The sequence below is a fragment of the Cryobacterium adonitolivorans genome (assembly GCF_004402695.1).
In the GTDB taxonomy this organism is placed as follows: Bacteria; Actinomycetota; Actinomycetes; order Actinomycetales; family Microbacteriaceae; genus Cryobacterium; species Cryobacterium adonitolivorans.
The window spans coordinates 46,347-70,870 of record NZ_SOFL01000053.1; the positions used below are offsets into that span (position 1 = coordinate 46,347).

The 24,524-nt window shown below is 63.5% G+C and carries 25 protein-coding genes; 19 read left to right on the plus strand and 6 right to left on the minus strand.

The window, feature by feature from the left end; all coding sequences use genetic code 11:
* Positions 1 to 105: 105 nt before the first annotated feature.
* The 4 genes from E3O42_RS16185 to E3O42_RS16200 are packed head-to-tail and all read left to right on the plus strand — an operon-like array spanning position 106 to position 4,511.
* Positions 106 to 1,338: a TadA family conjugal transfer-associated ATPase gene (locus tag E3O42_RS16185; RefSeq protein ID WP_134454973.1), complete on the plus strand. Its 1,233-nt coding sequence runs from the start codon at positions 106 to 108 to the stop codon at positions 1,336 to 1,338.
* Positions 1,335 to 2,195 (plus strand): type II secretion system F family protein, encoded by an 861-nt coding sequence (locus E3O42_RS16190; RefSeq protein WP_134454975.1) that lies wholly within the window; start codon positions 1,335 to 1,337, stop codon positions 2,193 to 2,195. The genes E3O42_RS16185 and E3O42_RS16190 overlap by 4 nt, the downstream gene beginning before the upstream one ends.
* Entirely contained in the window at positions 2,183 to 3,100 is a 918-nt protein-coding gene (locus E3O42_RS16195) for a type II secretion system F family protein (protein ID WP_241984882.1), read from the plus strand. Before E3O42_RS16190 ends, E3O42_RS16195 begins: the two co-directional genes overlap by 13 nt.
* Positions 3,101 to 3,110: 10 nt before the next feature.
* Positions 3,111 to 4,511 (plus strand): recombinase family protein, encoded by a 1,401-nt coding sequence (locus E3O42_RS16200; RefSeq protein ID WP_198414164.1) that lies wholly within the window; start codon positions 3,111 to 3,113, stop codon positions 4,509 to 4,511.
* A gap of 175 nt (positions 4,512 to 4,686) precedes the next feature.
* Here the strand turns inward: E3O42_RS16200 and E3O42_RS19000 are convergent, their stop codons facing one another.
* The 3 genes from E3O42_RS19000 to E3O42_RS16215 all read right to left on the minus strand — a co-directional run bounded on the left by E3O42_RS19000 (position 4,687) and on the right by E3O42_RS16215 (position 6,666).
* The gene (locus E3O42_RS19000) at positions 4,687 to 5,574 is read right to left on the minus strand and encodes a rolling circle replication-associated protein (RefSeq protein ID WP_420897893.1); all 888 of its coding nucleotides are present in this window, start codon (positions 5,572 to 5,574) and stop codon (positions 4,687 to 4,689) included.
* Positions 5,575 to 5,777: 203 nt separating this feature from the next.
* Positions 5,778 to 6,350 (minus strand): hypothetical protein, encoded by a 573-nt coding sequence (locus E3O42_RS16210; RefSeq protein ID WP_134454979.1) that lies wholly within the window; start codon positions 6,348 to 6,350, stop codon positions 5,778 to 5,780.
* Entirely contained in the window at positions 6,343 to 6,666 is a 324-nt protein-coding gene (locus E3O42_RS16215; RefSeq protein ID WP_134454981.1) for a hypothetical protein, read from the minus strand. Before E3O42_RS16215 ends, E3O42_RS16210 begins: the two co-directional genes overlap by 8 nt.
* A 573-nt stretch (positions 6,667 to 7,239) precedes the next feature.
* Here E3O42_RS16215 and E3O42_RS16220 point away from each other — a divergent pair.
* Positions 7,240 to 8,313, plus strand: a complete 1,074-nt coding sequence (locus tag E3O42_RS16220; protein ID WP_134454983.1) for a hypothetical protein — start codon at positions 7,240 to 7,242, stop codon at positions 8,311 to 8,313.
* Position 8,314: 1 nt separating this feature from the next.
* On the opposite strand, the gene E3O42_RS19005 is transcribed toward E3O42_RS16220, so the two are convergent.
* Positions 8,315 to 9,376: a DNA methyltransferase gene (locus E3O42_RS19005; protein WP_134454985.1), complete on the minus strand. Its 1,062-nt coding sequence runs from the start codon at positions 9,374 to 9,376 to the stop codon at positions 8,315 to 8,317.
* Positions 9,377 to 9,504: 128 nt separating this feature from the next.
* Between E3O42_RS19005 and E3O42_RS16230 the strand changes: the two genes are divergently transcribed.
* The 9 genes from E3O42_RS16230 to E3O42_RS16270 all read left to right on the plus strand — a co-directional run bounded on the left by E3O42_RS16230 (position 9,505) and on the right by E3O42_RS16270 (position 16,789).
* Positions 9,505 to 12,723 carry a type ISP restriction/modification enzyme gene (locus E3O42_RS16230; RefSeq protein ID WP_134454987.1) on the plus strand — a complete coding sequence of 1,073 codons (3,219 nt, stop codon included), beginning with the start codon at positions 9,505 to 9,507 and terminating at the stop codon, positions 12,721 to 12,723.
* Between the two features lie 439 nt (positions 12,724 to 13,162).
* Positions 13,163 to 13,348, plus strand: coding sequence for a hypothetical protein (locus E3O42_RS16235; protein ID WP_134454989.1), 186 nt, complete (start codon positions 13,163 to 13,165; stop codon positions 13,346 to 13,348).
* 19 nt (positions 13,349 to 13,367) lie between these two features.
* Positions 13,368 to 13,778, plus strand: a complete 411-nt coding sequence (locus E3O42_RS16240; RefSeq protein WP_134454990.1) for a TadE/TadG family type IV pilus assembly protein — start codon at positions 13,368 to 13,370, stop codon at positions 13,776 to 13,778.
* A complete protein-coding gene (locus E3O42_RS16245; RefSeq protein ID WP_134454992.1) occupies positions 13,747 to 14,223 on the plus strand; it encodes a hypothetical protein in 477 nt (158 codons plus the stop codon). Before E3O42_RS16240 ends, E3O42_RS16245 begins: the two co-directional genes overlap by 32 nt.
* A 5-nt stretch (positions 14,224 to 14,228) precedes the next feature.
* Positions 14,229 to 14,690: a pilus assembly protein TadG-related protein gene (locus E3O42_RS16250; RefSeq protein ID WP_134454994.1), complete on the plus strand. Its 462-nt coding sequence runs from the start codon at positions 14,229 to 14,231 to the stop codon at positions 14,688 to 14,690.
* Between the two features lie 213 nt (positions 14,691 to 14,903).
* Positions 14,904 to 15,050 (plus strand): alkaline phosphatase, encoded by a 147-nt coding sequence (locus E3O42_RS16255; RefSeq protein ID WP_241984883.1) that lies wholly within the window; start codon positions 14,904 to 14,906, stop codon positions 15,048 to 15,050.
* A 132-nt stretch (positions 15,051 to 15,182) separates the two neighbouring features.
* Positions 15,183 to 15,545: a hypothetical protein gene (locus E3O42_RS16260; RefSeq protein WP_134454996.1), complete on the plus strand. Its 363-nt coding sequence runs from the start codon at positions 15,183 to 15,185 to the stop codon at positions 15,543 to 15,545.
* A complete protein-coding gene (locus tag E3O42_RS16265; RefSeq protein WP_134454998.1) occupies positions 15,542 to 15,865 on the plus strand; it encodes a hypothetical protein in 324 nt (107 codons plus the stop codon). The genes E3O42_RS16260 and E3O42_RS16265 overlap by 4 nt, the downstream gene beginning before the upstream one ends.
* A gap of 39 nt (positions 15,866 to 15,904) precedes the next feature.
* The gene (locus E3O42_RS16270; RefSeq protein ID WP_134455000.1) at positions 15,905 to 16,789 is read left to right on the plus strand and encodes an EamA family transporter; all 885 of its coding nucleotides are present in this window, start codon (positions 15,905 to 15,907) and stop codon (positions 16,787 to 16,789) included.
* Between the two features lie 223 nt (positions 16,790 to 17,012).
* Here the strand turns inward: E3O42_RS16270 and E3O42_RS16275 are convergent, their stop codons facing one another.
* Entirely contained in the window at positions 17,013 to 18,332 is a 1,320-nt protein-coding gene (locus E3O42_RS16275; RefSeq protein ID WP_134455002.1) for a DNA recombination protein RmuC, read from the minus strand.
* An 87-nt stretch (positions 18,333 to 18,419) separates the two neighbouring features.
* Positions 18,420 to 19,037 carry an exonuclease domain-containing protein gene (locus tag E3O42_RS16280; RefSeq protein WP_134455004.1) on the minus strand — a complete coding sequence of 206 codons (618 nt, stop codon included), beginning with the start codon at positions 19,035 to 19,037 and terminating at the stop codon, positions 18,420 to 18,422.
* Between the two features lie 109 nt (positions 19,038 to 19,146).
* Between E3O42_RS16280 and ychF the strand changes: the two genes are divergently transcribed.
* The 5 genes from ychF (at position 19,147) to E3O42_RS16305 (ending at position 24,453) form a co-directional block, all read left to right on the plus strand.
* A complete protein-coding gene (ychF, locus tag E3O42_RS16285) occupies positions 19,147 to 20,220 on the plus strand; it encodes a redox-regulated ATPase YchF (RefSeq protein WP_134455005.1) in 1,074 nt (357 codons plus the stop codon).
* Positions 20,221 to 20,369: 149 nt separating this feature from the next.
* Positions 20,370 to 20,864, plus strand: coding sequence for an ImmA/IrrE family metallo-endopeptidase (locus tag E3O42_RS16290; RefSeq protein WP_134455007.1), 495 nt, complete (start codon positions 20,370 to 20,372; stop codon positions 20,862 to 20,864).
* Positions 20,864 to 21,895, plus strand: a complete 1,032-nt coding sequence (locus tag E3O42_RS16295; protein ID WP_134455009.1) for a DUF6545 domain-containing protein — start codon at positions 20,864 to 20,866, stop codon at positions 21,893 to 21,895. The genes E3O42_RS16290 and E3O42_RS16295 overlap by 1 nt, the downstream gene beginning before the upstream one ends.
* Entirely contained in the window at positions 21,876 to 22,346 is a 471-nt protein-coding gene (locus E3O42_RS16300; RefSeq protein WP_134455011.1) for a hypothetical protein, read from the plus strand. The genes E3O42_RS16295 and E3O42_RS16300 overlap by 20 nt, the downstream gene beginning before the upstream one ends.
* 475 nt (positions 22,347 to 22,821) lie before the next feature.
* The gene (locus tag E3O42_RS16305) at positions 22,822 to 24,453 is read left to right on the plus strand and encodes a cryptochrome/photolyase family protein (protein ID WP_241984884.1); all 1,632 of its coding nucleotides are present in this window, start codon (positions 22,822 to 22,824) and stop codon (positions 24,451 to 24,453) included.
* The last annotated feature ends 71 nt before the right edge of the window (positions 24,454 to 24,524 follow it).

The following is a 24,524-nucleotide window of genomic DNA, read 5'->3' on the forward strand; positions in this document are numbered from 1 at the left end:
GTCTAGAGTGTGCCCCGGTTGCGCGGCGGAGTGTCGGGGCGGTCACCCGGCGCGGGCTGTGGATAACTTGCACGCGCGGGTCCGGTTGTGCAGCAGGATTCCCTCATGACTGAGGCCGTGCGCATCATCACCGAGCAGGTGCGGCTGCGCGTGCGCCGCGACGGCGTCGACCTGGCCGCCGACGACGCGCTCGCCGACCAATACGTGCGCGACGAGGTGCGCCGCTACAGCGAGCGGGCCCTTGGCGGGTCGCTGCCGTTGCTTACCGACGAGTTCCAGGCTGCCAGGGAGGTGGTCGCCGCGCTCACCGGGTTCGGCGCCCTGCAACCCTTCCTCGACGACCCCGACATCGAGGAGATCTGGATCAACTCACCCAGCCGGGTGTTCGTCGCCCGAGACGGTGTGCCCGAACTGACCCCGATGGTGCTCAACGAGCGCGAGGTGCGCGACCTGGTCGAGCGGATGCTGCAAGCGTCCGGGCGCCGGGTCGACCTGTCCTCCCCGTTCGTGGATGCGTCCCTGCCCGACGGGTCCAGGCTACACGTCGTAATTCCGGACATCACCCAGCGGTACTGGTCGGTAAACATCCGCAAGTTCACCCGGCGCATCCGGGATCTTACCCAGCTCGTAGCACTGGGCGCGCTCACCCAGCCGGCGGCGGAGTTTCTGCGCGTGTGCGTGCGCGGCGGTCAGAACATCCTCGTCTCCGGCGCCACCCAGACCGGCAAGACCACCATGCTCAACGCCCTTCTGTCGGCCACGCGCCGCACCGAACGCATCATCACGGTGGAGGAGACCTTCGAACTGAGCGTAGGCGCACGCGATGTCGTGGCCATGCAGTGCCGGCAGCCCAGCCTGGAGGGCGCGGGGGAGATCACCCTGCGGCGGCTGATCAAGGAATCACTGCGAATGCGGCCAGACAGGCTCGTCGTGGGCGAGGTGCGGGAAGCGGAGAGCCTCGACCTGCTGATTGCGCTCAACAGCGGACTGCCCGGCATGTGCTCGATTCACGCCAACAGTGCCCGTGACGCACTCGCCAAGCTGTCGACCCTGCCGCTCCTGGCCGGGCGCAACATCGACTCCTCGTTCGTGCTGCCCACGGTGGCCGGCTGCATCGACATCGTGGTGCACTGCGAGATGGACCGGCATGGGCGCCGACGTGTGACCGAGATCATCGCGCCGAGCGGTCAGCTCACCGGCTCCACCATCGAGGCCAGCCCGCTCTTCCTCATGAAAAACGGGGTGTTGGAGCACACCGGTGGGTTCCCCACCAAGCTCGCCAAGTTCCGGGCCGCCGGGCTGGACCCGGCCGAGGTGTTGCGGAGGGGAGCGGCATGACCCTGGTGCTGGGCAGCCTGCTCGGTGCCGGGCTGGTGCTGCTGAGCGCACCGTTACTGTGGCCGGCCACCCCTGGTGCGTCCCGCGGCGGCCGACTGGTGTCGGGCTGGCGAGCCCGGCTCGCGCAGGCCGGCTTCGGGTCGGTGCCGGTGTCGGTGTTCGCCACGCTGTCTGCGGTGCTCGCGGTGGCCGCAGCCGCGCTCGCCGAGGCGGTGCTCGGCGTGCGAGCGCTCACCCTGGTTGTCGGTATGGTCTGGCTGGTGCTGCCCACCCTCGTCGTGCTGTGGCGGGCCAGGGCAAGGCGGCGGCTGAACCGTACGGTCTGGCCCGATGTGGTCGACCACCTGGTCTCCGCCGTGCGGTCGGGGCTGGCGCTGCCCGATGCCGTGAGCAGCCTGGCGCAGGCCGGGCCGGTGGTCGCCCGTACGGCGTTCGCCGAGTTCGAGCGGGAGTACCGCGCCACCGGCAACTTCGGCTACAGCGCCGACAGGCTCAAAGCCTCCCTCGCCGACCCGTTCGCGGACCGGTTGATCGAGACGCTGCGGATGGCACGGGACGTGGGCGGCAGCGACCTCACCCTGGTGCTGCGCAGCCTGTCGAGCTGGTTGCGGCAGGATGCCGCGGTGCGGGCCGAGGTCGAGGCCAAGCAGTCCTGGGTGGTGAACGCCGCCCGACTGGGCGTGGCGGCGCCGTGGATTGTGCTGGTGCTGATTAGCAGCCGGCCGGAGGCGGCACAGGCGTTCAACACTCCGGCCGGCACCGTCGTCATCCTGGGCGGTCTCACCGTCTCGGTGCTGGCCTATCGCGTGATGCTCATCGTGGGTCGTCTACCGGAGGAACGACGGTGGTTTCAGTGACGGCGGTCGCCTGGGGTGCCTTCTTCGGGTCGGTGCTGGGTATCGGACTCTGGTCGCTGGTGAGCCTCACCCCACGGCTGAGCCGACCCCGGCTCGCGAACCGGTTGGCGCCGTACCTACTCGACGTGTCGGCCGAGGCCCGGGTCTTCGTGGGCCGCCGCTCGGTCGACCCGATCCCGGTCCTGGGCACTCTGTTCTCGCCGGTGTTCGAGGCCCTCGCACAGGCCCTGGCCAGTGCGCTCGGTGGCGCGGACGTCATCGAGCGTCGCCTCCGGCAATCGGGCTCCTCCCTCACCGTCGACGCCTTCCGCTCCGAGCAACTGGTCTGGGCGTTGATCGGCGCCGCCGGCGCGCTACTGTTCGCGCTTGGCACGCCGCTGGGCCGAAGCTGGCCGCTGATCGTGCAGGTCGCGGTGCCCGCTGTGGCGGCGGGGGCGGGGGTGTTGTTGCGGGACACCCAGTTGAAACGGGCGGCGACTGCACGCCTGGCTCGTATTGAAAGTGAGTTGCCCACCATCCTGGAATTCCTCACCCTGTCCCTCGCGGCCGGCGAGGGAATCCTCGATGCCCTGCGCCGCGTTTCCCGCAGCACCTCGGGGGAGTTGTCCCGCGAGTTCGCCGGGGTGATCGGCGACGTTCACGCCGGGGTGTCGCTCAGCACGGCGCTCACCGAACTATCCACCCGGATGAGCCTCATGTCGCTGACCCGGTTCGTGGACCAGGTCGTCGGGGCGATCGACCGCGGCTCCCCGCTCGCTGAAGTGCTGCGGGCCCAGGCCCAGGACGGACGGGAGGAAGCCAAACGGCACCTGCTCGAGGCCGCGGGCAAGAAAGAGGTGGCCATGATGGTGCCGCTGGTGTTTCTGATCCTGCCGATGACCATTCTCTTGCTCACACGTCGCTAACCTGTACTTTGTGAAGCCTCCCATTGCTGCTGCTGCCTACGCCAGAATCTCCTCCGACCCCACAGGCCAGGGCCTTGGCGTTCAGCGGCAGTTGGAGGACTGCCGGAAACTGGCCGAATCTCGCGGTTGGTCAATAGCTGAGGAGTACGTCGACAACGACGTATCCGCGTTTGGACCCAAATCGCGTCCCGCCTACGTTCGTATGTTGGATGACCTAGCGCGCGGTTTGCGCGACGGTGTGGTGGTGTACAACCTCGACAGGCTGCACCGTCAGCCACGTGAGCTTGAGGACTTCAATGCAATCTGCAAGCGCGCGGGCGTAAGGCATGTCATCACCGTCACTGTGGACGTTGACCTGGGAAACGATGACGGCCTCTTCATGGCGCGAGTTATTGCAGCATTCGCCGCGAAGGAGAGCGGTCGGAAGTCGGCCCGTATCAAAAGGCAGGCACTCCAGCGCGCAGAGCAAGGAAGGCCCAGCCCGTCATTTAGGCGTCCTTTCGGGTACACGCAGGATCAGATGTTCGTTGTGGAATCCGAAGCCGCGGTCATCAAGGATCTAGTGGCCCGCTATATCGCGGGAGAGTCGATCAGTTCGTTGACTGCCTGGCTCTCACGCGAAGAAGTGCCAACGGTTTCTGGCGCGGCATGGTCTCCAACAAGCGTGCGAAGCGTCATTCGCTCCCCACGAATCGCTGGGTTGCGTACTCACAATTCCGTAGTCATAGCTAAGGCTCTATGGCCTGCGATCATCTCTGAGGCAGAGCACGACCAAGTGATTGCCATGTCGAAGACGAAGCAGATGCAGAACCGACGGGCACCACGTCGATATCTCCTGTCGGGCCTGCTCAGGTGCGGTCGGTGCGGGAGCAGGATGGCGTCGTCGTCCAAACACGGAAAGCGATGGTACATCTGCCCACAGTCCCAAGGGCTCGCATCCTGTGGTCGGCTGTCGCTCGCGGCGGAATCAGCTGAACTCTGGATCGCGGAGGGTGTCCTAGCTCGGCTGGATTCGCCTGCGATGACGGCAACGTTAGCTGGCGGATCTGCGAACAATTACGTTCAGCCAGCCCTGGCCAAGGAACTTGAAGCCGACAGGGAGCAGCTTGTTGACCTTGGCCGAATGTTTGGCAACCGAGAAATTGGGGCGGAGGTTTGGAAAGCGGCAAGGGAGCCTATCGAATCACGTGTGCGGGTTGCAGAGCGGCGGCTAGCTGCTTCGTCACGAAATGATGCCCTGGGTGGGCTACCTCTTGGTTCTCCTGAACTGAGAAATAAGTGGACACAGCTCAATCTGACGCGACAGGCGGCGATTATCGGCGCAGTCATTGATCACTTAGTTGTGGCTCCCGGCATTCCATGGGCGCGCGCCTTCGACCCTGACAGGCTTTCGCCAGTGTGGCGGCTGTAGGAGCCTAAGCAGGCTCGGGCTCAAGCAGCGTTCGCCAATGGCGGGCCGTGTGTCGCGCCTAGAAGCACGGCGACGGTCTGGATGGTGCGAGAGTCCGCTATGGACAGCGGGACGTTCTGAGCCTCGCACGACGCCTGGAGCCAAGCCATCAGCTGTTCTCGGTCGGGCGCATAAGTTATCTGCCCCATTGTGCCCACACGACCGGAGGTCCTTCCCATGTCGGCTCGGAGCGCGAAAGCCATTCAGTGGCGGGATACGACCCCATTGCTGAAGATGCCTGGTTAATGACGTCCTGGGCACTCTTCCCGACGAGTGCAACAGCCTTGGGCTGGAAACCTTGCGCCACGTCATACCGATGCATTCCTAGAACGCTCTGTGCACCCAGGAAGGTTTTCGAAACGTATTTGGCTAAGTACGACGCTGCGATGCGTGATTCGGAAAGTGAACCCGAGCCAACGGGAAGGTCTCCGATGAGCTTTATGTGTACGAATCCGTGGCCCCATGCTTTGTCAATGAGCTGTCGTTTTACGAACTGACCAACAGCGAAATGCGCGTGCAGGCCGTGTCCACCTGGGTGCCATTCGGGAACCCAGGCATAGGGGAGCGGGCCAACCTCAGCGCGAAGATTGCGGAAGAACTGTCCCAGGTCTTCTCTGACTTGATTTGGGTCATGGCACCCCTCACCTCGATAAGTCAAAGTTCCCAAGCGGTTCAGACGATTTGCGGCACAATATCTGCGCAACTTGGAGCGAGCGCGGCGTCCAGCCTCTTCCAACGACCGTTCAGGATTGGTTGCTTTTCCAGCTGGCACAAACGAAGATGCGCGTCGAACGGAGCCGCGAAAGCTACCCCCACCTTCACCGGCGGCTGGATACAGGGAGAACTGCCACCCCGAATCGGGCCGAGCGAGACTGCTCAGTGAAAGTCCGCTTGCGGTAGAGGTGCTCAGCGTCCTTCCTGAAGGAGCAGAGTCGCTAATTGTGGTCATGGGGTTTTTCTTCCGAGTTACGTTGCTAATACAAGAAAAGGAGGAGACAGGTTTCCACGTGCGAACGTGGCCCATCGGTTGTTGTGCTGTTCTCCGGAGGCAGCGCCATCCGGACTGCGTCGGCACTCGGCGCTCCGTACTTCGTCGTTCTTCGCCCCTGGCGGGGCTACGCACTCCTCGCACATCGGCGCTCGGCCTCCTTGCCGGATGGCGCTCTCGGCGAGTGCTCCGGCATGAGCCAAGGGAGCGCGCAAACTCGCGCACTCCCTTGGGTGCCACTATCTGACGCGCGCCCCGGGGTCGACGCGCGCTTCAAGTTCAGCTGCCTTGGAAATCGCGCTGGAAAGCATGTCCCCAGCCACTTCGAAATCGGCAGCTATCTCTCGCACTCGAATCACGGATTCTGTCATCAGTCGCCGCTCAGTCGGGTGCCATCTGAATGGAGGCTCCCTCTTTGACGAATCATTGAGCGATTCCACGGCTGCCCTGTACTGCACTTCGAAATTCCAGAGGGAATCGACCATCCCTGCAATTCGTTTGATGCCGTTTACACCACCCGCGTACCGTTTGACAGGTTGGAGCAGCTGACGCAGGGACTCAGTGACGCGAATGAATCCCGGCCCGTTGTCGGGCACGAACACGAGCTCCAGCAGGTCGAGCTTCCTAGCCGTTACCGGCCCCCGACATGAGCTGGTCATGCGGAACGCCGGGCCATCGATGATTTCCTTGTGAAGAGCTTTGATTGCTCCGCCGTAGTGAACCTCGAATCCCCGCAGCACGGACACGACTGCAAGCGCGCAATCGGCGTCGTAGGTCTCCGGACGGAGCGGAGGAACTTCCGGCTCACGCACGGGCGCTGACCAACGAGATGCCCTCGGCTGCCCAGTAGAAGACGGCGTTGGTTCCGGAAACGTATGCCCCTGCTTCCAACCCGTGAAACTGGATTGGGACTCCGGGGTTGACGGTGGGCGGCTGCTCCGATGGGACAGTCACCTTCACCGAAACCTGTCGGGCGACGATGAAAGCCACGACGGTCCACAACAGGCGCTTTCCATCCTTAGTGCGCTTCTGCTCCCTCGTTGTGAAATCCACCTTCGGCTCCACCGACAGACCGAGCACGGGACCGATGTCGCCGACTGGAACAGTTGATGCGTTGTTGTTGCTCATGATTTCTCTTTTCTTTAGGTGTTGGGGAACTACGGGTGTATTCCTCCTCCAGCTCCACCTGGCTTCTTGCTTCATGCGCGGCAGCTGACGTTTCCTGTGAGGGTTGGTCGTTTTGTGCTGCCGGTGTTTACATGCGCGGCAGCTGACGTTTCCTGTGAGGGTTGGTCGTTTTGTGCTGCCGGTGTTTACATGCGCGGCAGCTGACGTTTCCTGTGAGGGTTGGGTTGGTCGTTTTGTGCTGCCGGTGTATGCATGCGCGGCAGCTGACGTTTCCAGTGAAGGATGCACGTTCGGTCCTGCCGGTCGTGGCACGCTCGGCAGAAAAAGGCGTCCCCAGTGGGAGACCCTGGCGTCACCAACGCGGACAGTCCGAACTCGCTGGGGCGGACCGGGCGGCGAGTCGAGGTCGACCCGCCTACGAGCTGCCGCAGTTATCCTTCGGATAACTTTTGCCACGAATGCCGAACGGCTGGCTTGTATTGAACGTCGCGACCCAGCGCGGGGGAAGCTGTTGCTTCGTTGTGATCGGAGTGGTGTTGTCGAGTCTTAAACTGCGTACAAATCGAGGGGGACATGATGCCAGAGGACTACCACCATCAATTCTTGAGGGAGCGCTCGCAGGAGTTCGGCGAAGACCGTTGCTTCATCTGCGGTCGCCACATACCGCTCGGTGATCCCTTTCGCACCGAGGAGCATGTGTTTCCGAAGTGGCTGCAGCGCGAACTGGATCTCTGGGACGGCACGGTTCATCAGCTGAACGACGAACGCCTGGCATATCGTCGGCTTACCGTGCCATGTTGCAGCCCGTGCAACGGGGGAGACCTCAAGGCCGTAGAGGATCGAGTGAAGGCCGCGTTCCTAGAAGGGCTAGAGCCCTTCAAGAGATTGGATCGTCGCGACCTGTTTATCTGGTTCGGGAAGATCTATTACGGCATCGTCTACAAGGAAAGCCTCCGTCCGATGCTCGCCAGGGACCAAGACGGGCAGCGGCTTGTCCCAGAGTCACATCTCAAGACTGTGGCCTTCCATCACTTCTTGCTGCAATCGGCAGGAGGACACGTCAGTTGGCATCCTGAGCAGCCAGGACCCGCCAGCTTTCATTTCTTTGAATGTCTGGACTCCGACACTTCGACACGCCGGTTCGACTACCTGGATGATCTCTTCGTCCCGGTCCTCGGCCTTCGACTCGGGAAGATCGGTGTCGTGTGCGTTCTTCAAGACTGGGGGCGGTCCGAAAACGTTCAACAGCTCCAGCTCAACGCAGCTCGTGAAATGCAGTTGCATCCAACGCAGTTCCGAGAGGCCTACGCGAGATTGAACTACATGACAAAGGTGTCTTGGAGCGACAAGAAGCACATGATCATCGGGGGAGACGGCTCGGCAGTCGTCATGGCGGGTGATCCGGGAGAGTTCACTGGAACATTCGTGGTCGAGGACTACGCACAAATCTTGTCGTCGGTCTGGGAAGTGCCGCTTTCCTCTATATACCGGGACGGCTCCACCTTCTCAACAATCTGTGACCCGCTCGGACGTCCAACGCCTGCCAAGAGTCATGACGTGCTGTTCTGCGCCCCACTGGGTAGTACAGGACTTTGGCCGGGGCATCTGGTGGATACGAGCAGCCACGAACATGAGGCGCTTCCCTAGCTCAGGCTTCCCATGCCAAGTCGAGACGACGAAAACGCGCACGAGCTAACTCAACGTATGAGCTTTCGAGATCAACGGAAACAACCCGACCGCCAGCCCTGACGACCGCTTCTGCAACTGCTCCACTCCCACAAAACGGGTCAAGCCAAGTTGTCCCGTGTTTGACCCCCACGAGTGTACAAAGCCATTCAAGTAGGGCCTGGCTCTTCACCGTGGGGGCGCTTACTCCGTTCACTCGAGGTCGCTCAGACAGTGGCGCACGGGGCGCATATTTCAATGAAGAGAAGAACCGGCTTGGTCGGTCCTTCCCATCGGCGTACTTGGTTCTGCCCTGTTCATCAATCGCCCGGAGCCCGCAGTCCTCAGAACATGCGGACGCGACGCACCCTCTAGCGTGTTCAAACAGGATGTTGGTGGGGTGCCGACCATCCGGCGCTGGTGTTGACCTAATCGCAGGTCGGGACACCGACCAAGCAGCAGACGGCGTTACACGTCCAGGGGTTCTTGCTCGACCCAGGTCGTCTGTCGGGATTCGAAGCGCTGCAGTGTGGAATCCGCCTGTGCCGCCGTTAGCGATCGCTCCAACGAGGGACTCATTCCGTTGCAAATTACGGGCGAGGGTAATCGGTTCGTACGCGGGCTTCAGATGTGACGTGTATCCCGTGTAGTCCGACGACAGGTCTTCAAAGCCAGTGCGATTTAGCTCGGTATCGATGCCGCGATTCCCTGGATTGAACCCATGGCTCTTCACATGGGCGACGGAATCGACGATCCGCCATCCTCCGTCTTCTATAGCGGTGGCCTGACGATGGCCGGTTCGACTGTGGCCGAAGGAAGCAAGGTTGCCGCCAGGCCTGACCACTTGCCTTAGCGCGGACCAGAAGGATGGGTCGAAAGCGATTCCGCTGGTGTCCCAATGCGAGCCTGAGCGACGGTCAGCAGTGATGCCAAGACCGTAAGGGGCATCGGAAATCACGCCGTCGAACTCCCCGGTATGCCCGGTAGACAGATAGTCGCGAATGTCGGCATTGATAAGTGTCGCTGCATCGCTCGGCATTCCCATAGGCCCAACGATACGAGACGGTGGTTCGGCCAGCTCCCTCGGACTCAACGGCACGCAGTCGATTGCCGACTCCAGGGTTGCGTCGTGCGCCGTCCTTCGCCACTGAGAGTTAACGGTTAGATGGGGGAATGCCGACCAGTGCTGCCGATGATTACGTCTCGGTCCTCCGTGATATCCAGCTTTCGCCTCATGCCGTCGAACCGGAGGCCCAGCTGACCAGGCCAGTCGCGGATCTGTTTGAAGGCCTCAGCCGGGAAGCAGGCATTGGCGTACTCTTCCTGCAGCGGGAGGCTCAGCTTGAAGGAGTGCGACCTGATTTCGCAGCATCGATAGATGGACGGCCTTGTGGATGGGTAGAGCTCAAGCGGCCAGGCCACTCCCTCGAAGGATCAGAGTGGATGGGACGCGAAATAGCGCAATGGGCTTCGCTGGCCCAACTCGACTCCCTTCTGGTCTGCAACGGGGAAGCAGTTCGCCTTTACCGCGCGGGTGAGCAGATTGGCGAAGAAGCTATCCTGCCATCTGACGACGGCACATGGGACGGGGCGCCCCTAGTCGCGTTATTGCAACTTTTCGCGACGATGAGACCGCCAGTGATTCGTGGTGTTCACCAGCTGGCAGTGGTCCTAGCCCCTATGGCGCGGCTATTGCGGGAACGAGTAGCCGCCGGTCTGACCGATGAGACGCCAAGGCCCGTCATCGCACAAGCGAAGGCGGTGTGGGCGGCAAACGTTCACGAGAAAGTAACCGACTCTCAATTTGCGTCCGACTTGGCACAGGTGATTGCCTACAGCCTCGCCATCGCAGCGTTGAGCGGCGGCGGAGATTCGAACGACGACGGCTTTGTGTCCTTGTCAGAGGCCCGACAAACCCTCCGGATCAGCAATGCAGTTCTTGCCGCCGCCCTTGGTCCGGTACTCGATATCCCTGGGCTTTCGGAAGAACTAGCCGTTGAGATTGGTGCCATCGAACGCTTGGTGTCAGTCGTTGACAGCCGAGCGATTGGGGCGGCCAAGGACAACCGAGGTGAACCGTGGTTGTGGTTCTACGAGGATTTCCTCTATGCGTACGATCCAATCGCGCGGGAGAAGGCCGGCGTGTATTACACGCCAGTCGATGTTGTGCAGTCTCAGGTTCAGCACGTCGACTTCATTCTCAGGAAGCTATTTTCGAAGAAGCTCAGCTTCGCTGATGCTTCGGTTGTCACGTTGGACCCCGCAGCAGGATCGGGCACGTACCCCCTGGCTGTGATCGACCAGGCGCAGAAAGTCGCAATAGAGGTGCGTGGCGCGGCGGGGCCCAAGCAGGTTGTGAAACAACTAGCGGCCAACGTGATCGCCTTTGAGATACTGCCGGGGCCTTACGCAGTGGCCCAGCTGCGGATTGGCCGTCGGCTCGCCGACATGGACAACTCGTTGTTCCCGCCCGGGAACGTCAGGGTCTACTTGACAGACACTCTTGAAGATCCGAATGTGATTCCTGTTGCACTGCCCCTTTGGGGAGATGTCCAAGTGTTGGCCGAGGAGAGGGAACGTGCACGCGGGGTAAAGCACGACCAGCCCGTCACGGTAATCCTCGGCAACCCACCTTACGAACGAGGAGTAAAGGCAGACGGTAAGTGGGTTGTCAACCCGTCTAGCGGACGGTCGTTGTTTGACGATGTGATCGAGCCTGCGAAGACGGCTGGCATCATCTTCAGCGCCCAAGCAAGCCTTTACAACCACTACGTCTACTTCTGGAGATGGGCACTCTGGAAAGCGTTTGAACAAGAACCCGACAGTCCAGCTGTTGTCAGCTTCATCACGGCATCCTCGTGGCTGAGCAATCCAGTCTTCGTGGGCCTGAGAGGTATTGCCCTTGAACATGCCGACGAAATTTGGGTGACGGACTTGGGCGGTGAGGGGCGGGGCAACAACGCTGAAGACAACGTATTTGCGATTCAGACGCCCGTCGCTATCGTGACGGTATTCCGACGGGGGAAGGGCCAGAAGACGCCCGCCACGGTTTATTACCGGCGGGTCTCCGGTAAGAGGGCGGACAAGCTCCACGAGCTTCGGACGTTGTCGAATCCGCACGAGTCACCAAGTGACTGGACGGAACTTGCGGGCAACGCCACGCTCGGCTTTGTTCCAATTCCGGCCCGTACTCAATGGGAGACGTTTCCCAACCTCGTAGACATTTTTCCCTGGCAGCAGCCAGGCGTGAAGGTCAACCGGGCGTGGCCCTACGCCACTCAACGAGAGGTCTTGCGGAAGCGTTGGGACTCCTTGCTCGCAACGCCGAACGCAGTCGCACGCGCAGAGAAGTTCGTCACTCCGTCGTCCGGCCGCAACATATTCACTCAGGTCTCTGGGATGCAGAAGATTTCGGAACTCCTCCCGGGAGCCAGCCCTCGTTCCATAGTCAGATACGCCGCCCGCCCGTTCGATCAGCAATGGATTCTCAATGATCCCCGCTTGATAAATCTCGAACGACCGGCGCTCTGGGCATCGCTGTCCCACCAACAACTATTTATGTGTTCGATGAACACGAGTCCCTTGGGCCATGGCCCGGCCATCACCGTAGCCGTAGCCCCGCCCGACTTGCACTATTTCAGAGGGAGCTTCGGAGGAAAGGATGTGATTCCGCTCTATCGGGACGCCACCGGAACTCCGAACCTACCGGCAGGACTAACGGCGCTCCTCGCCGTGACCTATGGCTATGCCGTCGCACCGGAGGACGTCGCGGCATACGCTTTCGGCATCCTCGCCCAGCCAGGCTTTCGTGAACTGTTCAAGTCCGAGTTGGAGGTTCCGGGGGCGAGAGTGCCATTTACCAAGGACCCGATCCTGTTTGCGCGCACACGCGACGTTGGAGCTGACCTCATCTACGCGCAAACATTCGGTTCCCGCCTAACAAGTCGCGCGTCTAAGGACGACTTTTCACAACTATTCGGACTCACTTGGCTCAAACCCGTTACTCGCCTTCACGACGATTCTGAAATTTCGTATGACGCACCAACGAGGACGTTGACTGTGGCCGACGGCGAACTGACTGGCGTATCCCCGGACGTGTGGGAGTTCTCTGTGAGTGGATGGCCGGTGGTACAACGGTGGCTGCAGAACAGGAGCGCCCTCGGGCGGGGCCATATCCGGACGAAGCCGAAACCGCTCGACAAGATCCGTCCCACTCAGTGGATAGACGAGTGGAACGATGAACTGCTCGACCTCCTCAAGGCACTCACTCGGACAGTCAACCTAAAGGCCGAACAAGAGCTCTTGCTTCAGGAAGTGCTCCAATCGGACCTTTTCGACGTCGCAGAGTTCCCTATTCCCACGGACGCGGAGCGAGCAGAACCGAGCCACTAGGAACCTACGGGGCGACGCGAGTCGGGGCGGAGTCGAACCGATTGCCGCGCGGTAGTGAATCAGCGACCCGTCGACTCCTCTACAGAGGTGCGCCAACCGCCCCCATGTTCCCGTCGAGGTGCGGCAGGTTGGCCTGCATAGACGCCGATCTTGGACTGTCTTTTCGTCACCACTAGTCTTCGGGCGGCTGCGGGCACACTTGGCGACCCGTTGGATCTCTGACGCGTCTACGTCCTCAACGGGCCGTAGGGCCTGGGGGTGTTTGCAGTACCCATTTTTCAAGGCAATTCCAGAAAAGATGCATTAAGAACGTGTCGGGTTTGCGATTTTCCCCAGGCTGTTCGTGCTGCAGGCCGGCTTCTAGACATCCCCGACCAGAACCGATCCAGCCGAACCGCCCCGCTTCATCCGTGCCCCACCCGAGAGAAAGCAGGACACCGTGAGCGTTACCACCCAGCTTCAGGACCGTATCCGCAGAGGGCTGCACGACGAGAGCGGTGACGTGCCGGGCTGGGTGTTGATCACCCTGATGACGGCTGGGCTCGTCATGATCATCTGGGGTCTGGCCGGCCCCGCCCTCAGCGGCATCTTCGAGCAAGCCATCGATCGGGTCAGTGGCATCTAGCGGATGCCCTGATACCGAAATGATCCGCAGGTGGCGGTGTGCGCCGGGCGCCGCCGAGCGTGGCACGGCGGTGGCCGAATTCGTGATGGTGGCGGCGCTACTCACCGCGCTCACGCTGGCCGTGCTGCAGCTCGCGCTCGCCCTGCACATCCGCAACACGGTGCTGGACGCGGCAGCGGAAGGCGCCCGGTACGCCGCGCTGGCCGACAGCGGCCTTGCGCAAGGCGCCGCACGCAGCCGTGACCTGATCACAGCGGCACTGGGACCGGCCTACGCCGCCGATGTCACCGCCAGCTACGCCGATGTCGCCGGACAGGCCGGCGTGCAGGTGCGGGTGGTGGCCCCGCTGCCGATGTTCGGACTGCTGGGCATGGACCGTGGCCTGGAGGTGAGGGGACATGCGGCCGTGGAGGGGCTGGAAACCGGGTGACCGATGGTGGCTGCCGACCGGAGACCGCGGGTCGGCCTCTCTCGAGTTCATCACCGCCGGCCTGATCCTGTTGGTGCCGCTGGTCTACCTGGTGCTGACGATGTCGGTGGTGCAGGGGGGTGCATTCGCCGTGGAGGGTGCGGCCCGGCAGGCGGCCCGGGTCTACGTCCAGGCGCCCACCCACGGCGACGCTGAGGCCCGCGCCGAGCGTGCCGTACTGGTGGGGCTGGCCGACTACGGAATAGATGCGGCCGACGCCGAGGTGAGCATCACATGCCAGGGGTCCGCCGTGTGCCTGTCCCGCCGCAGCGTGGTGACCGTGACAGTGCGGGTTGTCGTCGACCTGCCCTTCGTGCCCGCCGTCATCACCCAATCTCACGGTGGCAGCATCCCGCTGCAGGCTTCGGCCACCCAAACGGTGTCCAGATTCTGGCACGAGGGGTGACCCCGATGGCGCACAGGACCGACAGCGGCGTCGGCCGCGGCGACCGGAGCGAGGACGGTTCGACCCTGTTGCTCACGATCTTCTACGGCTTTTTGGCTCTCCTGGTGGTGCTGATTGTGGTGGCTGCCACGAGCCTCTACCTCGAGCGCAAGAAGCTCTTCACGCTGGCGGATGGTGCGGCGCTCGCCGCGGCCGAATCGTTCACCCTCGACTCGGTCGAGATCGAGGACGGTGAACTGCATGCGGCCCTGACGACCGGCGAGATCCGCGCCGCCGCGACCGCGTACCTGGCCGCGGCGCCGCATCCGGGCATCGACAATCTGGTGCTGGCCCGCGCCGACACGGCGGACGGCCAAAGCGCAACGATCACCCTGCGAGCCTGGTGGCGTCCACCCGTGGTCACTCTGTTCGTGCCTGACGGCCTGCCCGTGGAGGTGACGGCGGTGGCCCGGTCGGTGTTCCACTGATCTGAGCCGAGGGCTCCCTGCTGTTCACCGGGGTACACCGCGGCTCTGCGCGGCCCGGTTACCGTCGTCGTGTTAGTCCGGGTCCAGCGTCAACTTACACACCAAGTTCGAGGGGAAACACCCTGTACCGGGCGTCCATGTCATCCATCTGACGGCCCGGGCGCAGCGCGCTCATGGTCGCAGCCACCGGCCTCATCGCCGGCGCCAGCATCCTTGCTCCTGCAGGTCGAAGGCGCCAGCATAGACAAGCGCGACCACGCCGCGGATGCCTGCGGCCAGGTCGGCGAGACCGTCGACCTCGATGAGGCCGTGCAGTCTGCCCTCGCCTTCGCCAAGGCCGACGGCAACACCCTCTCGTAGTGCTCCTCCGCTGCGGCCGACCCGCTGGGCGTGGCCGACGTGATCGATGGCCAGGCCGTGTTCACCGGCACGGCGCCGACCGTCCCCGGGTAGTACACGGTCACCCTCACCGGTGTCCAGACCGGCGTCTCGGTGTCGACCACGCTGACCGATGCCGCGGCGGGTTCGACCCCGGCGCCGACGGCTGCGCCGGCCGGGACGGTCTCAGGCACCGGCCGCACGAACACCGTGGCGGCACGAGTAGCAGCGGCCGTCGGCGGCGTCCTCGCGTCCACCGGCGCGCAGGTCGCTCCGCTGGTCGGCGCAGCCGCGCTGCTGCTGGCTGCGGGCGGGGTGCTCATCGCGGTTCGTCGTCTCCGTCACCGCCTCATCTGGCCCAACCTCGTTCGGGCCGGTCGCCTGGAAACCCAGCGCAGGCCGTTCCTGTCGGTGCGGCCCTCGTCGGGGGCAGGCCCAGGAATCGGCGCGCCAGGCTCGGTGGAGTTCCAAGGATGAAACGCATCGACCACTACGGTAGATGCTTCACCGTCTCGGACCGGTTCGCGGATGGGCTCGTGAGCTACCTCAACGACGCCGTGACCGCGGGCAAGCCGCTGAGGGAGTTCTTCCCGGTGCGCTGCTACACCACCGACCCGGCCCGGACCCTTGGCGTCACCGTCCAGGTGTCCGGCGTGCCGATGCTGGTGTACCCGGCCGATGCGGTCTTCGGCGGCGTCGCCGAGATCGAGGATGACCCGGCTGCCCTGGAACGTTTGGGCAAACGGCGCGGCTGCCCCAACGCAACGCGCTACGAGCCGTCGGTGGATGGCCGGTAGTGTCGTCGGAGTGCCGCAACCGGTCGGCGGGGGAGAACAGTGACAGCCAAGCGTGACCGCCTCACCGGCGCCGGAGCCCAACTCGTCACCGAGGTGACCATTAACTACGGCTCGTCGTTGGCCGGGCTGCTCATCCCTGTGGTCGGCTCGCCCGTGGTCGTGGCGATGCGCCAGCTGGTGATGGCGATCACCGTGCTGCCGTTCTACCGGCCCAAGTTCGTCACCTTCACCTGGGCCCGGCTGTGGCCCGCGCTGCTGCTGGGCGTGGTGCTCGCGGTGATGAACCTCACCTTCTACGAGTCGGTGGACCGGCTCGGCCTCGGCGTGGCCGCGACCATCGAGTTCCTCGGCCCGTTCGCCGTGGCCCTGGCCGCCTCCCGCCGCTTCCTCGACTTCGTCTGCGCGGCCGCGGCCGCAGGCGGGGTGTTCCTGCTCACCTGGTCGGATGGCACGCTCGACCCGTTCGGCATCGCCCTCGCGCTCACCGCGGCGGCGGCCTGGGCCGGCTACATCCTGCTGACCCGCCGGGTGGCCACCCAGCTGCCGGGTCTGGAAGGCATCACCATCGCCAGCCTGGTCAGTCTGGTGTTGCTCGTTCCGCTGGCGCTGGTCACGGTGGACTACTCGAAGCTTAACTGGGGCGTGATCGGCCTGCTCGTCGTCGTGGGCGTGCTGTCGTCGGCGTTCCCATACACGCTGGACACGTTCATCCTGCGCCGGATCACCCCGCGGCTCTACGCGATCATCACGAGCTTCGGCCCGGTGGTCGCGGCGGTCTTCGGCGTGCTGGTGCTCGGCGAGACCCTGCTGCTGCAGCAGCAGATCGCCATCGTCGTTGTGTGCACTGCCGCAGGCGCGGCGATCGCTACCCAACGCGAACTACCGGTGTCCGATCTCGAGCGCACCGCCCGCGCCATCCCGTAGACGCCCCCGGCGCCATCCGCAAGCGACGATTTTTAGCGACACCGCAGCGCCGACTTGCCGCAGAATCCCTCAGCACAGGCTGACACAGAGGGACCTCACCTCGACTTGCCGCAAACGGCCCTTTCGACGGCTCCAAACGGGCATGTCGCGGCAACTCGGCGGGGCGCATTGCTCGGCGGGGTGTGCCGCGGCGTGCCGAATGTTGCCGGGGGAGTTGAGCAGTTCAGTCCCGGGTGGGGATCGCTTCCAGGGCGTCGGTTTCCAGCGCGGCCACGAACTCGTAGGCCACCAGCTCGCGCGGGGACTCCTCGATGCCCACCAGCGGGGCCAGCACCTTCGACTCGTCGAGGGCGTTGAGCTTGCGGGCGGTGGGCAGCACCTGGCGTTCCATCGAGCCGACGAAGCCGTTGTAGTCCTTCACGGTGCGTTCGATCGCGCGGCCGAGCTTCTCGATGTGGGTGGCCGTGGTGGACAGGCGGGAGTACAGCTCGCGGCTGAGGTCGAAAAGCACCTGGGCGTCGTGGGTGAGCACGTCCTGCTGCCAGCTGAACGCGACGGTCTTCAGCACAGACCACAGGGTGACGGGGGAGGCCAGCGCGACGCGCTTGCTGAACGCGAACTCCATCAGTGACGGGTCGGCCTCCAGCGCCGACGACACCAGTGATTCGCTGGGGATGAAAGCGATCACGAGTTCGGGGGAGGCCTCCAGGCCCTGCCAGTAAGCCTTGCTGCCGAGCGCCGTGACGTGGTCCCGCACGGCCTTGACGTGCGCCTTCATGAATACAGCGCGCTGGGCGCCATCCGCACCCGTCGCCGTCGCCGGGATCTGACTGGCCTCGAGGAAGGCGGTGAAGGGCACCTTGGCGTCCACGGCGATGTTCTTGCCGCCCGGCAGGTGCACGACCATGTCTGGCCGGCCAGCCCCGGCGTCGCTGGTGATGCTGGACTGCACGTCGAAGTCGACCCGTTCGATGAGCCCGGCGGCCTCGACCACGCTGCGCAGCTGGGTCTCGCCCCAGACACCGCGGGTGTTGTTGGCGCGCAGGGCGGAGGCAAGGGACTCGGCGGTGCTGCGCAGGCGTTCCTCGGACTCGGTGGCCGAGCGCAGCTGTTCAGTGAGCTCACCGTGCTGCAGGCTGCGCTGCTGCTCAAGCTCGGCGACCTTCTGCTGCATGTTAACCAGGCTGTCTTTCACAGGGGCCAGGGCCTGCAGCACCTGGCTCTCCTGCCGGTCCCGTTCGGTGCGCGCGGCCTGGTCGTCGCGCTGCCGGTCGACGATCTCCCGGTACTGGCGTCGCTGGTCGGCGATCTGGTCACGCAGGCCGTCGGCGGTGGCCTGCATCGAGGCGAGTTCCTCCCGTAGCAGCGACTGCACACTGGCCTCCCTGGTGCGGGTGTCGGCGAGCACCACCTGGTGCCGGGCCTCGAGCACGGCCGGATCGTCGCCCTGCGGGGCTGCAGGCTGGCGGCGCTGGAACAGCACGGCGCTCACGAGGGCGCCAAGCACGATGCCGAGAACGAGGCCGATGACGAGGAGATCCATGCGGCCAGTCTGACAGCGACCACCGACACCGCCGGGAGCCGCGGCGCGCGCCGTGCGGGCCAGGGATCGAACGAAGCCCGGTGTCGGCTAGCTCAGTGCCATCGGGCCGTGCGCGGCGCGGTGTTCCAGGGTGGCGACCGGGCCGATCCCGCCCATGTTGACCCCGCAGATTCGGGCGAGGTCTTCGATGGTGTCGGCACCGTGCCGGTCGGCGGCGTGGATCATGATGGCAGCGCAGGCCTCGGAGTCGGCCAGGGCGTTGTGGTGCGAGAAGTCCTCGAAGCCGGCCGCCATCGCCGCGACCGGCAGTCGGTAGGAGTCGAGGTGGTAGGTCTTGCGGGCCACCTGCAGGCTGCAGACGTAGCGGAAGTCGGGCACCGTCATGCCCGTGATCGCGGACGCGGTCTTGATCACGCCCAGGTCGAAGCCGGCGTTGTGCGCCACGAGCACGTCGCCGTCGGCAAAGTCGACGAGGTTGGGCAGCTGCTGCGACCAGCTGAGCGCGCCCGCCACCTGCTCGGGGTAGATGCCGTGGATGCGGATGTTCCATTCCTGGAACGCGTCGTGGCCGAGCGGCGGCTTGATGAACCAGCCGATCTTGTCGACGACGACGCCGTCGCGCACCTTCACCAACCCCACCGAGCACGCCGAGGCGGCCGAGGAGTTGGCGGTTTCGAAATCAATGGCGGTGAAGTTGACGGGCACGCCTCATGCTCTCACGCGCCACCGACGTCGCCGTTCCGTGGGCGTCCGCGGCCGGTGCGTGCCGTGAAACGACGCGTCCGCAGGGCCTGAGCCGGTACCATGGACTCTCGTGGCTCTTACTATTGCAATCGTCGGACTGCCCAATGTCGGCAAGTCCACCCTCTTCAACGCGTTGACCAAGAACAACGTGCTCGCGGCGAACTACCCGTTCGCCACCATCGAGCCCAACGTTGGCATCGTTAACCTGCCCGACCACCGCCTGGCGAAGCTGGCGAAGGTGTTCGGCAGCGAGCGTCTGTTGCCGGCCCCGGTGTCGTTCGTCGACATCGCCGGCATCGTGCGCGGCGCCAGCGAGGGTGAGGGCCTGGGCAACAAGTTCCTCGCCAACATCCGTGAGGCCGACGCCATCGCGCAGGTCATCCGTGGTTTCGCCGACCCCGATGTGGTGCACGTCGACGGCGCGGTCGACCCGGCCGGTGACATGGAGACCATCAACACCGAGCTCGTTCTCGCCGACCTGCAGACCCTTGAAAAGGCGATCGTGCGGTACGAGAAGGAGACCAAGGGTCGCAAGCTCGATCCGAGCGTTCTCAAGACCGCGCTCGAGGCGCAGACCTTCCTCGACACCGGCAAGCCGCTGTCGGCGTCGAAGATCGACGTTGAGCCCATCCGCGAACTCGGCCTGCTCACCACCAAGCCGTTCATCTACGTTTTCAACGTCGACGAGGCCGTGCTGCAGGATGCCGGGAAGCTCGCCGTGCTGGCCGCCCTCGTCGCCCCCGCCCAGGCCGTGTTCCTCGACGCCAAGCTCGAATCCGAGCTCGCCGAACTCGATGAAGACGATGCCGCCGAGATGCTGGCCTCCACCGGCCAGGAGGAGAGCGGACTCAACCAGCTCGCCCGCATCGGCTTCGACACCCTGGGCCTGCAGACTTACCTCACCGCCGGCCCCAAGGAAACGCGGGCCTGGACCATCCACAAGGGCTGGACCGCCCCGCAGGCCGCCGGAGTCATCCACACCGACTTCCAGAAGGGCTTCATCAAGGCCGAAGTCTTCGCGTTCCAGGACCTCATCGATGCCGGCTCCGTCGTCGAAGCCCGCGCCAAGGGCAAGGCCCGCATCGAGGGCAAGGAATACATCATGCAGGACGGCGACGTCGTGGAGTTCCGCTTCAACGTCTAGCGAAACCGCTGCCGACACCATCGGCGCTAGCTCATGGCTATCATTGAGAGCTTGAACAATCACATGCTGACGGCAGTCATTCATGTCTCAGGTGCGCTGGATCCGGTTGGGGGGACGCAGCGGATCGACACGACAATCGGATTACATACGTGGACTATGCAGCACGACAACAACGCGCCCAACAACTCGTTCAGGAGATAGACCTTCCACGCCCCCTGAACTCGGAGCTCCTTCACCACCACATGGAGCAGATCCGAAAGAAAAAGATTCTCATCCTGCAGGCGCCTCAGGGATTGGTTGATAGAGGAATCTGCGCGCTCTGGCTCGAGGTTTCGGGTGAAGAATTTGAGCGGATCCACTACGCGCCGACAGACTCGGCCGTGCACCGGCAGCAGTTCGTGAATCATGAATTCGGACACATGATCCTCAACCACAAGAAGATGATCATGCCGGCCGACAGGGTCGCACTTCTCGCACCCCTCATCCCAATGAACGCCATCGTCTCGGCGCTCTCCAGAAGCAGCTTTACCGATGAGGAAGAGGCAATGGCGGAAGCTATCGGGGACGAGCTTGCGATGATCCTTCGGAAGGACGCATCGGTAAGCGGGCGCGAAGCCGAGACCGGATTTGGGCAGATTCTCTGATGTTCGCACTGATCGAATACGCGGTGCTCGCGGCCCTGTGGGGCACGACCCTTCTCCTCGTACCCAGTGCGCTCCGCGCAAAACGACGTCTGCTTTTCTGGTTCATGCTGGCCTTCGCCGTCACCATATCGCTGATCGCCGACGGCCCGTATGCATTCGTCGACGGGCTCCTGGGCGGAGTCGACACAACGTATTTCATCTTCCACGCGACAGCGATCATCTGTGTGGCCTTGTTCGACTCCCTCATCCAGACGGCTGTCTCAAAGGCCGGACTAACCTCGATTCGAAAGCGATTTGCCTTGTGGGGAGCAACCGGACTGATCCTCCTCCAGGCTGGCCTCTTCTTCACCAACGACTGGGACATTAACAACATCCAGTTCGTCGGCCCTGGCGACTGGAGTCAGCTGGTCTACAGCTTCACGACCTGGATTGCTCTGATCGTTCTTGCGGTCTCGACGATCGTCGCTTGTTTGACGGACTTCAAACGTCAGTCGGACACATCGCTCAAGACTGCACTCGTGATGATTTCTGCCGGGTGCGCATTGGTGTCGCTCTATGTCGTCATTCAGATGGGTGTAGCGATCAACAGGGCAACGGGTGGCACCACCGTCAACGCGACAGTTGATTTCTTATCGGTGGCTTGCCCGCTCCTCGCCCCAGTTCTCCTGTCGGTTGGTCTCGGTCTCCGCCTGCTGATCGGAGCTTCCAGAAACCTGAGCGACGCAGGCAGAAGCCGGCGGCTGCTGTGGAAAGTCACCCCACTCTGGGAGCGGCTGCTCGCCGACCGACCTGAGCTCAGCATTGAAGCACCGATGTCACGGGTAGCGCTCTACTTCCGGGGGAGCCATGCCGTACACCTCCACCGCCGCTACGTCGAGGTTCGTGACTGTCTCCTTCTCCACCCAGACCAAGCTCTCTCAGCTCGCGAAGCCAAGCTCATCCAGAGGATCGAAGAGCATATTCGTCAGGCGTCAGATGCATCCCGCTGGACCACAAACGACTCGAGGACCGATGAGCACCAGGACGCCTAATGAAGCGGGTGGGACAGGGACCCCGCTGCCCACTCCACAGCTGGAGCTCGCACGCAAGCTGAACCTGCTGCTCGACGTAGTCGTGGCAGAGGGAAACACCCCGTATACCTATCGCGAGATCGCCGCCGGTCTCAAAGCCCAGAAGGTATCGCTCTCGAGGGCCCGATGGCAGTACATGGTCAGGGGGGAAGGCCCACTGGTCAGCGACGCCCGGCTCCTCACTGAAATAGCAAACTTCTTCGGGATTGCACCGGAGTACCTGCTCGGGTCCGACGACGACCTGCCGGAGCGTATCGACTCTCAGTTGGAGTTGGTCCGCATGATCCGGGTCAAGCGAGTTATCAACTTCGCGGCCCGAACCCTCGGGGATACGTCACCAGAAGCTCTTCGAGAGATCACGAAGCTTCTTGAGGACGGGTTGGCCGGCGGCTCAGACCTGACTGACGAGTAGCACCATCCACGGCAACGCTACGAGCACAGAGCTGATCGGGCGGTAGGCAGGGTGGTGATCACCGTCCCGATAGAGGTAGGCTTAGACATGTCCAAGGGGGGATAAGGGCAGATGTGCGCCGGGAACCAGGGGACAGGATTTTGGGGGGCCGGCGCGCTTCTAACCACGGTTTTGAGGTGGATCACCTTCCATCCCAAAACGTCCCGCCGCGTGGGGGAACGCGGCGGGACGCAACGTGACCATCGGCGTGGGGGGACGCCTCAGGTCGCGAACCAATTCTATGGGCGACCGCAGAAGCCTCTGGCCAAACTCGCGTCGGACGGGCATGGCTGCGGAGTGCCTGGCTGCAATGGCAGGCATGTTGTTCGGCGTGGGGATGTCGTGATGCTGAGGTCTGCTGCGCTTGAGGCCGCTGTCCGAGCACGGCTCCTGGGAAGGTCGAGCCCACTACGTTCCGTGGCCCGCGTAAGTCCTGGTGCTGCTGCCGCTCTATCGTTGGGGTATGAGTTCCGGCCCGTACGTGCGCCTTGTTCTGCCACACCAGCTCTTCGAGCAGCACCTCGACGCAGCCAGCGACACGGTGTTCGTGCTCATCGAGCATGACCTGCTCTTTCGCCAGTACCGCTTCCATTCCCACAAACTGGTGCTGCATCGCGCGTCGCTGACCCGCTTCGCAGGCCGACTGCGCACCCACGGTTATGAGGTCGTCGTCCTCCACAGTGATGCTGAGCGGAGCTCCCACGAGCAGCTCGCGGAGTTCGTTCGGCACCGCGACCCAGTGCAGGTGACCTGGTTCGACATGGTCGATGACTGGCTCGAGCAGGATCTCTTCGCGGGACTCGCCGACGGCGGCTATCGGATGCGCCAAGAAGACGTGCTGGAGACACCGAACTTCCTCACCGACCGTGCGCAGATCGATGACTGGTTCTCCCACAACGGCTCCCGGATGCAGGACTTCTATGTTTGGCAACGGCGTCGGCTGAATATCCTGCTCGACGACGGGAAACCGGTCGGCGGGAAATGGTCGTTAGATGCCGACAACCGCAAGAAACTGCCGCGCGGCTACACGCCTCACACTGTCGGCCGTTTCGCCAGCCATCCCGTCCTCCAGCGCGAGGGGGCCTTCGATTTCGACGCACTGATGGAGGACGCTGACGCGGTCGAGGTGTCTGCCGACGTCGACCTGGCCATCGCATGGGTCAGTGCCGAGTTCCCAAATGCTCCGGGGGACCCCCACCTGTTCGCCTGGCCGACCAGCGGTGACGAAGCCCGGGAGCACCTCGAGGAGTTCGTCCGTGAACGCCTGAACGACTTCGGGCCCTACGAGGACGCGATCTCCACGGCCCATCCGTTCATCGCCCACGGACTGTTGACCGCCGCGCTGAACATCGGACTGCTGGACCCGCGCCACGTGGTGCAGGCGGTACTCGACGGTGCCAATCACGACACCCCACTCGCCTCGGTGGAGGGGTTCGTGCGGCAGGTGATCGGCTGGCGGGAGTACATGCGCGCCACCTACCGAACCAGCGGACGCACAATGCGCACCGCCAACCGGCTCGACCACCAGCGCGCACTCGGGGACGGCTGGTGGGACGCGACCACCGGACTGGCACCGGTGGACATGGTCATCTCCCGCGTGCTCGACACCGGGTACGCCCACCACATCGAGCGGCTGATGGTGCTCGGCAACGCCATGTCCTTGCTGCGGATACATCCCGATGCGGTTTACGGGTGGTTCATGGAGATGTTCATCGACGCGTATGACTGGGTGATGGTGCCCAACGTCTACGCGATGAGCCAGTTCGCCGCGGGGGAGGAGATCACCACCAAACCCTATGTGTCGGGCAGCAACTACCTGCGCAAGATGTCCGACCTGCCGGCGGGCGAATGGATGCCCGATTGGGACGGGCTGTATTGGACGTTCATAGACGACCATCGCGCGGTCTTTGCCGCGAACTCACGCACGCGCATGGTCGTCTCCCTGCTGGACAACATGGACGCGGACACCCGAAACGGCCATCGACGCCGCGCTGCGGCGTTGCTCGGCGTCGGGTGCGACACGGCGCTACTGAGAACGAAGCCGGCCGAGTCCTCGGGTCTACGCTGAAGCAGGGTTTCGTTCGCAGAATAATGGGGGGTTGTTTCATGCGCCACACGGTCTTTCTACGCAGATGCATG

What these genes read in the sequence shown, in the direction of transcription:
- E3O42_RS16245 (WP_134454992.1), top strand. Translation starts at nt 13,747, where the DNA reads ATGCGGCCGTGGAGGGGCTGGAAACCGGGTGACCGATGGTGGCTGCCG.
- E3O42_RS16300 (WP_134455011.1), top strand. Translation starts at nt 21,876, where the DNA reads ATGAGCACCAGGACGCCTAATGAAGCGGGTGGGACAGGGACCCCGCTG.
- E3O42_RS19000 (WP_420897893.1), bottom strand. Translation starts at nt 5,574, where the DNA reads ATGGGCCACGTTCGCACGTGGAAACCTGTCTCCTCCTTTTCTTGTATT.
- E3O42_RS16250 (WP_134454994.1), top strand. Translation starts at nt 14,229, where the DNA reads ATGGCGCACAGGACCGACAGCGGCGTCGGCCGCGGCGACCGGAGCGAG.
- E3O42_RS16295 (WP_134455009.1), top strand. Translation starts at nt 20,864, where the DNA reads ATGTTCGCACTGATCGAATACGCGGTGCTCGCGGCCCTGTGGGGCACG.
- E3O42_RS16275 (WP_134455002.1), bottom strand. Translation starts at nt 18,332, where the DNA reads ATGGATCTCCTCGTCATCGGCCTCGTTCTCGGCATCGTGCTTGGCGCC.
- E3O42_RS16215 (WP_134454981.1), bottom strand. Translation starts at nt 6,666, where the DNA reads ATGAGCAACAACAACGCATCAACTGTTCCAGTCGGCGACATCGGTCCC.
- E3O42_RS19005 (WP_134454985.1), bottom strand. Translation starts at nt 9,376, where the DNA reads ATGGGAATGCCGAGCGATGCAGCGACACTTATCAATGCCGACATTCGC.
- E3O42_RS16265 (WP_134454998.1), top strand. Translation starts at nt 15,542, where the DNA reads ATGAAACGCATCGACCACTACGGTAGATGCTTCACCGTCTCGGACCGG.
- E3O42_RS16190 (WP_134454975.1), top strand. Translation starts at nt 1,335, where the DNA reads ATGACCCTGGTGCTGGGCAGCCTGCTCGGTGCCGGGCTGGTGCTGCTG.
- E3O42_RS16230 (WP_134454987.1), top strand. Translation starts at nt 9,505, where the DNA reads ATGCCGACCAGTGCTGCCGATGATTACGTCTCGGTCCTCCGTGATATC.
- E3O42_RS16185 (WP_134454973.1), top strand. Translation starts at nt 106, where the DNA reads ATGACTGAGGCCGTGCGCATCATCACCGAGCAGGTGCGGCTGCGCGTG.
- E3O42_RS16220 (WP_134454983.1), top strand. Translation starts at nt 7,240, where the DNA reads ATGATGCCAGAGGACTACCACCATCAATTCTTGAGGGAGCGCTCGCAG.
- E3O42_RS16240 (WP_134454990.1), top strand. Translation starts at nt 13,368, where the DNA reads ATGATCCGCAGGTGGCGGTGTGCGCCGGGCGCCGCCGAGCGTGGCACG.